Genomic DNA, 3,343 nt, shown 5'->3' with positions numbered 1-3,343 from the left:
CACCGCAATTTTTTTCGGATTGTCTGTCTTTTTGATGACTAACTCAGTTTCATAACACGCTCTAGGGTTGACCAGACAAGTCGCCCGTTTGTTCTGGAACACATGGTCAAGACACGCTTGATTACACGCAATACAGGTATTGATAAGATGCGCTTTATTTTCTGCCGCTTTTTTCACAAAGTTCGGGTCAGCCAGCAACGGCCGCGCCATCGAAACCATATCGGCATCGCCATTGGCCAAAATCCTTTCCGCGATTTCCGGCGTATTAATCCGATTGGTTGTGATCACCGGAATATTGACTTCAGGCTTCAACCGACGCGTCACCCACGTGAAAGCCGCCCTTGGGACACTCGTGGCAATGGTTGGAATGCGCGCCTCGTGCCAGCCAATGCCAGTATTAATCAATGTCGCACCAGCGGCCTCAATGGCCTTCGCCAGCATCACCACCTCGTCCCATGTCGAACCGTCCTCAACCAAGTCCAGCATCGATAGGCGATAAATGATAATAAAATCTGGCCCAACCGTTTCACGAGTACGACGGACAATTTCTACGGCAAAGCGCATCCGATTTTCATAAGCGCCACCCCACGCATCCGTACGTTTGTTCGTACGCTTGACCAAAAATTGGTTGATAAGGTACCCCTCAGACCCCATGATTTCGACGCCGTCATAGCCAGCCCACCTGGCAAGTTCGGCACAACGGACGAAATGGTCGATTGTCTTTCGGATACGACGTTCGCTCATTGCACGCGGCTTGAATGGGGTTATAGGCGCCTTTATGGCACTGGGGGCCACTGCGAAGGGGTGATAGGCGTATCGTCCAGCATGCAAGATCTGCATCGCTATCTTGCCACCGGCTTCGTGCACTGCATCTGTGACGATGCGGTGCTTGCGTGCCGCCCACTTGTTCGAAAGTTGGCTGCCAAATGGCGTCAGACGACCACAAAAATCAGGCGCAATGCCACCCGTCACCATCAGTGCCACACCACCGCGCGCGCGTTCGGCATAAAATGCCGCCATTTTCTTGCAGCCACCGCGTTCTTCTTCGAGGCCTGTATGCATCGATCCCATCACCACTCGGTTTTTCAATGTGGTGAACCCCAAATCCAAAGGCGCAAGCAAGTGAGGATACGCGACCATTGTGTTTTTCCTTTTGTTTGGCGATGTCAGAAGTGTAATAGAGATCCGAGGTCTGGCCAATAGGCAGCGTCTTGTAAAACTTTATTACAAAGTTCGATTGATTCCTGCTCAACCTTTAGGCATGTTAATGCGTCATCAATTGTCGAGCAACGGTCAATGTCCAGTGGAGGAAACACCATGGAAACGAACAAGCCCAGAAATATTTTTCTCAGAATCCTATGTGGGTTCTGGCGATTTCTTGATCAAAGTCGCAGGGCCGTGGCAAACATACTTTTTCTGGTGATTGTAATTGCGCTTTTCGCTGTCGCGTTAAAAGAAGATAAGTCTTTTACCATCGAAAAAGGCTCAGCACTGGTGCTTAAGCCTCACGGCATCATTGTTGATCAAAAGACCTATCGACCACCGATCGACAAATTGATGGAAGAAGCATCTGGAGGACGCGAGGAAAGACCAGAAACTGCCTTACAGGACATCTTGGATGTGCTCAGAAATGCCGCCAGCGACAAACGAATCTCCGCTCTTGTGCTTGATCTCGATGCATTACAGGGCGCAGGGCTGAATAAGCTGCAAACCATTGGTCACGCCATCGAAAAGTTTAAGGCATCAGGCAAACCGGTGATCGCGAAAGCCGTTTTTTACGATCAAAACCGATACTACCTCGCTGCCTACGCCGATGAGATTTACACAGATCCTGAAGGTGGTGTGATGATTACGGGCTATGGCCGTTATCGGACCTATTTCAAAAGCTTACTCGATAATATCGGCGTTAAGTATCACGTATTCAAAGTCGGCACGTATAAGTCCGCGGTCGAGCCTTTTATTCGCGACAATATGTCCGAAGCGGCAAAAGAGGCCAATATGCGCTGGCTCTCCGTGCTATGGGATGCGTACAAGCAAGATGTCGCTAAGGCACGCGGACTGACGCCAGAAGACATTGAAAACTATGTGCTTGAAATGCCACAGCGACTCAAAACACTCGGTGGTGATTTCACAAAACTGGCCGTGGAAAGCAGATTGGTTGATGGGACCAAAGATGATATTGCATTCAATGATTACATGAAGAGCAAAGTTGGAGCGGCAGATAACGGCAAAACATTCCGAAAGGTGAGTTTTTACCAATATCTTAAGGAAATTCGTCCCGTCATTCCGAAAAAGCAGGAGCATCCCAACCAAATTGCCCTGATTCATGCCGTCGGCCCAATCATGGATGGAGAACAACCAGAGGGCCGCATTGGTGGTGACACGTTGGCTCGACTCATCCGCAAAGCACGGCTTAATGACAAAGTCAAAGCAATTGTTATGCGCGTCGACAGCCCCGGGGGCAGTGCCTACGCTTCAGAGGTTATCCGCCGGGAAATTTTGGCTGCGCAAAAAGCTGGCAAGAAAGTGGTTGTTTCCATGAGCACTTATGCTGCCTCAGGCGGCTATTGGATATCCGCCAATGCCGATCAAATCTGGGCCCAACCCACCACCATCACGGGATCGATCGGCATATTTGGCATGTTGCCGACTTTCGAAAAGCCAATGCAGAAAATTGGAATTCATCGTGATGGCGTCGGGACAACCCCGTTGACCAATCCCTATGACCCAATGAGTGGCATGGATCCCCAATTTGCCGAGATGTTCCAGCAAGCCATTTACCACGGTTACGACCGTTTTCTCGAGGTCGTGGCTAAGGGACGCGGCATGACCAAGGCACAAGTGGACAAGATTGCACAGGGTCGCGTTTGGATTGGTGTGGATGCCAAAAAACTTGGGCTGGTCGACGAACTGGGTGGACTGGATAAGGCGATCGAGTCGGCTGCCAAGCTGGCAAACATTGAAGACGATTACGAGGTCATCGAGATAAAGCGTGAACACGAGCCATTTGATGAATTGCTGAACAAACTATTTGCCAAAGTCGGCTGGCCAACCGTTTCGGTTCCGCTCCTTGACAGCCAGTTTGGTCGACAAATGGTCACCACCTTCAAGCCTGTCCTCGATCGCCTGTCGCGCATGAATGATCCGCGCGGTATCTACGTCGACTGTCTATGCACATTAGAGCCGTGATAGCATAGTCATCAACAACCTGCCTATAATAGGGCCACACATTTGTGGCCCTATTTGCTGTTATGACGAAAAAGCGCATTTATATCGCCTACACTGGCGGCACCATCGGGATGGTCAAGAGTCGGGACGGCTACGTCCCCGAAAAAGGCTTCTT

2 protein-coding genes are annotated in these 3,343 nt (G+C 50.3%); one reads left to right on the top strand and one right to left on the bottom strand.

Features of this window, described 5'->3' with window-relative positions:
• Positions 1–1,140: NADPH-dependent 2,4-dienoyl-CoA reductase (locus D6694_06945; protein ID RMH43509.1), on the bottom strand; the 1,140-nt coding region annotated here is incomplete at its 3' end.
• Between the two features lie 156 nt (positions 1,141–1,296).
• Between D6694_06945 and sppA the strand changes: the two genes are divergently transcribed.
• Positions 1,297–3,189 carry a signal peptide peptidase SppA gene (gene sppA / locus D6694_06940; GenBank protein ID RMH43508.1) on the top strand — a complete coding sequence of 631 codons (1,893 nt, stop codon included), beginning with the start codon at positions 1,297–1,299 and terminating at the stop codon, positions 3,187–3,189.
• Positions 3,190–3,343: the final 154 nt, after the last annotated feature.

Source organism: Gammaproteobacteria bacterium (genome assembly GCA_003696665.1).
GTDB lineage: Bacteria > Pseudomonadota > Gammaproteobacteria > Enterobacterales.
Note: the sequence above shows the minus strand (reverse complement) of the source record. Positions and strands in the feature narration are given on the sequence as shown.

What these genes read in the sequence shown, in the direction of transcription:
- sppA (RMH43508.1), top strand. Translation starts at nt 1,297, where the DNA reads ATGTCCAGTGGAGGAAACACCATGGAAACGAACAAGCCCAGAAATATT.